The organism is Paenibacillus sp. Y951 (genome assembly GCF_056786395.1).
The window spans coordinates 1-4217 of sequence record NZ_JBXCIY010000047.1 but is presented as its reverse complement, the minus strand read 5'-3'; the positions used below and the strand labels follow the sequence as shown (position 1 = coordinate 4217).

Here is a 4217-nt window from a genome sequence, read left to right as displayed (position 1 = left end):
ACTTCTTCTACGAGCGCTTCTCGGAAACCGTCCGCGCGGTACAGCATCATCGCCTGATTCCAATGATCGCTTTGCGAGAATCGTTGCTCAAAAAACCAATGCTGGATCGGACTAAGCGCCACTTCACCTTCCACGATCCCTTCTTCAGCTGCTGCCTGGGTCGTCACCTGTACATATTGACTGACTTCCTCGATCGTCGGATACGTGAACATATCTCGGACGACTAGCTTGAGCCCTTCCGAACTTAATCTGGACACGATCTGGATCGCTTTGATTGAATCCCCGCCCAGCTCGAAGAAGTTATCTCGGATGCCAACTTGGCGAATCCGGAGCACATTTTGCCAAATCGCCGCCAGCTTCGCTTCGGTCTCATTCCGCGGCGCCACGTATTCACTTTCTGCCTGCACAAGTCCTTGTGGCTCTGGCAGTGCTTTCCGATCTACCTTCCCGTTGGCCGTCAACGGAATGCGCTCCACTTCTACTACATACGACGGTACCATGTACTCTGGCAGACTACGCTTCAAATGCGAACGCAATTCAGAGGCATCGAATGCTCCGTTACTCACCACGTACGCGCATAGATAAGCTTCGTCGTGCTCGTCTTTTCGAGCCAAGACCACTGCTTCCTTTACGTCCGTGTGCTGCAGCAAACCGTGCACAATTTCACCTATCTCGATCCGGTACCCCCGGATTTTCACTTGCTCGTCAATGCGGCCCAGGTACTCCAAGCTTCCGTCCGGTAGCCATTTTGCAAGGTCTCCCGTACGATACATTCGCTCGCCTGGTTCAAACGGGTTGTCCACAAACTTCTCTGCCGTCAGCTCTGGACGATTCAAATATCCGCGAGCCAACCCATCTCCCGCGATGCACAGCTCTCCTGGCACCCCGATCGGCTGAAGTTGGTTCGATTTATTCACCACATAAATCCGTATATTCTGAAACGGTTTTCCGATTCCTACCTTTTTTGTAAGTCTCGTAACCGACTCTTGCGTCGCATAGATCGTGGCCTCCGTCGGTCCATAGATGTTCTCAACTCGGGCGTGCGACCACTGCTGGCAAGCTCGCCGAGCCATCTCCGTCGGGAACGCTTCACCCGCAATAAACAGGTACTGTAGCGATGGAACGGCCTCACCGCTAGTTTTCGCCTCTGCCATGAACAGCTGTAGCATAGAAGGTACAAAGTTGAGGTGCGTCACCTGTTCATCCACAATGATGCGAAGCAGTTCCTCTGGATCTCTCTCAGCGCCCGGTGCTGCCACAACCACTTTCCCTCCGCCAAGTATCCAGCCGAACAGTTCCGTCAATGACACATCAAATGTATAGGCTGTCTTCAGCAAATATGCGTCTTCTTCCCCGCAAGGATATTTGTTGTGCAGCGCAACCAGTATATTCGTTAAACTGCAGTGTTCGACCATGACCCCTTTTGGCTGTCCCGACGACCCCGACGTATAGATCACATACGCCAGATCGCTTGGTCCACTTGCTGCTGGCAAATTCTCAGTGTGATCCGCATACAATGACTCTTCCGCCAGATTCAACACCTCTCCTGCATACCCCGCTGGTACTTCCGCGTCCCCGACACCATATACGAGGAGCAGTCTTGCTCGACTGTCTTCCAGCATGTATGCGATCCGCTCCTCTGGATACAATGGATCGATAGGCAAGTAAGCACCGCCGGCCTTAAGAATCGCGAGAATCCCCACAATCATCTCCACCGAGCGTTCCACCATGATTCCCACGATCTGGTCCGTTACTACGTCTCGTGCTCGCAGTGTATATGCCAGTTGGTTTGCTTTCTCGTTCAACTCCCCATACGTCATTCGTACAGACCCGAATAGTACAGCCTCCTTGTCCAGCATCCGCCCCGCCTGTTCCTCGAACAGGGCGCAGATCGTTTGATCCTTCGGATACTCCACCTTTGTGTCGTTAAACGTCTCCAGTAGCTGAAGCCTCTCTTCTTTCTCGAGAAAATCTCTTAGCATCGTCCGAGTCGAACCTATTGTCTTCCTACCCTCAGCCATTATCAACTCTCCCTTCACTTTCGCATAAGTATTCCGCTGGATCGACTGCTACAAAACAATTCTTCATAATTGAATAATTAGAACAACTATTCCTCTTCATGCAAATTTCCTAGATCTTCTGCCATCATGCGCAATACCCGCTCAAAATACTGAAGCAACCTAAGGGTGACCTCTTCCGGATAAAAGGATACTATTCTTAGCGCCAACCCATTAAATGTGGTTGATACGGAAAAATCCAATTTTGTATTCGTTCGCTCATAATTTAATTCTGGCGATGCATTCGAGATGATTGACGTTTCCTGCAAAGATTCGTATATATGAAAATCAACATAGTTGAATATTGTGTCAAAAAACGGGTTGCCATCATCAGCTGTCTCGCCTGTTATACGCATAATATCCCGAAGAGGATATCTTCCAATTTTTTTCATCACCATGCACTTGGCGTGAACATTCTGGATCCATTCCAACCATGTCAATTGCGTATCAATTTTCATTTTCACCGGCACTGTATTTAAGAAACAGCCTAGTATTTTATCCCCATCCTCACGAACAGGCCGTCCGTTTTCTACTAGTCCAGTTAGAACTTCATTATCGTAAGTAAACAAAGATAGACTATACAAATACGCTGCAAAACAGATGGAGCGCAGGCTTGTTCCGCTAATTTTCGCCACATACTTAAGTTCCTGGAACAACCTGTTTTCCAAGGAGTGCGTATATACACCGCTTTGTTTCAAGTCTGATTTTGCCGTTTCCCAGAGTTCTAGACGCTTGTATTCCCGCAATTCCTCTTGCCAGAATATTTGGAAATCGAGACGTTTTTTGACCGCGAGCTGTTCAATCACATAATCCCTGTATGTGCTCTGCAAAGAGGTTTCTTCATGTGGGTTAAATGTCCCAGCATTTAGCATTCCGTATACATTTAGCAGTTCTGTCATAAACGACGCGATACTCCAACCATCCAAAATGGCGTGATGGAAAATCCAGTTCATATACAGGCGCCCCCCGCCGAGCAAAAACACCTGCATCCGCCAAAGAGGTGCCGTCCCGATGTCAAACGGATGCTTGCGATCTTCTGCTAGCCAACGCTTCACGTATTCGTCTTGATCTATCCCGTCCAATGCGGATAAATCATTCATTCCGATATGAATTCCCACGTGTTTACGCACAATTTGAACGGGATAAGTACCAGTCTCCAGGTAAAAGTCGGTTCTTAAGATCGGATGCTTCCTGACCATAAAGCGCAATGCTTTCCTCAATCTTTCTAATTGGAAACGTTCATCCTTAAGCCCATAAACAAACTGATCGTGATATAACGCATCCTCGGATTGCATAAGAGTGTAGAAAATCATCCCTTGCTCAATATCACTCATCGGATAGAACTCTTCAACTTCACCTGCCAACGATGCTGGGCCAGATAAGATTCTCTCCCTCAGCTTCTCCATTTCGGCTACCATCGCTTGTTCAGCAGCCACGAGATCCAGGTAATCGGACATGGAAAGGTTCGCCAAGAAAGACTCAATGGTCGAATATTGGTACAAATGATGGAGATTCGTTTTTTGTCCGATCGTTTGCTCCATCCTCGCGATCACACGTATTGTTTTAATCGAGTCGCCTCCAAGCTGGAAAAAGTCGTCCAGGATGCCCACTGGCTGTGAAAGGCCAAGCACGTCCTGCCAAATCGCCGCCAACTTCGCTTCGGTCTCATTCCGCGGCGCCACGTATTCGTTTCCTGCCTGCACAAGTCCTTGTGGCTCCGGCAGTGCTTTACGGTCTACCTTCCCATTGGCCGTCAGCGGAATTTGCTCCACTTCCACCAGATACGACGGTACCATGTAGTCCGGCATGTTGCCCTTCAAATACGTGCGCAATTCGGTAGCATTGAATGCTCCGTTACTCACCACATACGCGCATAGGTAAGCCTCGCCCCGTTCGTCTTTTCGAGCGACGACCACCGCTTCCTTCACGTCCGCGTGTTGCAACAGACCGTGCATGATTTCGCCCGTCTCGATCCGGTACCCCCGGATTTTCACCTGCTCGTCAATCCTTCCTAGATACTCCAGATTCCCGTCCGGCAGCCATCTTGCAAGGTCTCCCGTCCTGTACATCCGCTCGCCTGGTTCAAACGGGTTGTCCACAAACTTCTCCGCCGTTAGCTCTGGACGGTTCAAATATCCGCGAGCCACGCCTGCACCAGCT

Annotated in this window: 2 protein-coding genes; both read right to left on the bottom strand. The window is 49.5% G+C overall.

The features are described from left to right. On the bottom strand, window positions 1-2021 hold a 2021-nt coding region (locus AC1TPB_RS24595; RefSeq protein WP_482078906.1), incomplete at its 3' end, for a non-ribosomal peptide synthetase. A gap of 86 nt (window positions 2022-2107) precedes the next feature. Then, on the bottom strand, window positions 2108-4217 hold a 2110-nt coding region (locus AC1TPB_RS24590; protein WP_482078905.1), incomplete at its 5' end, for a condensation domain-containing protein.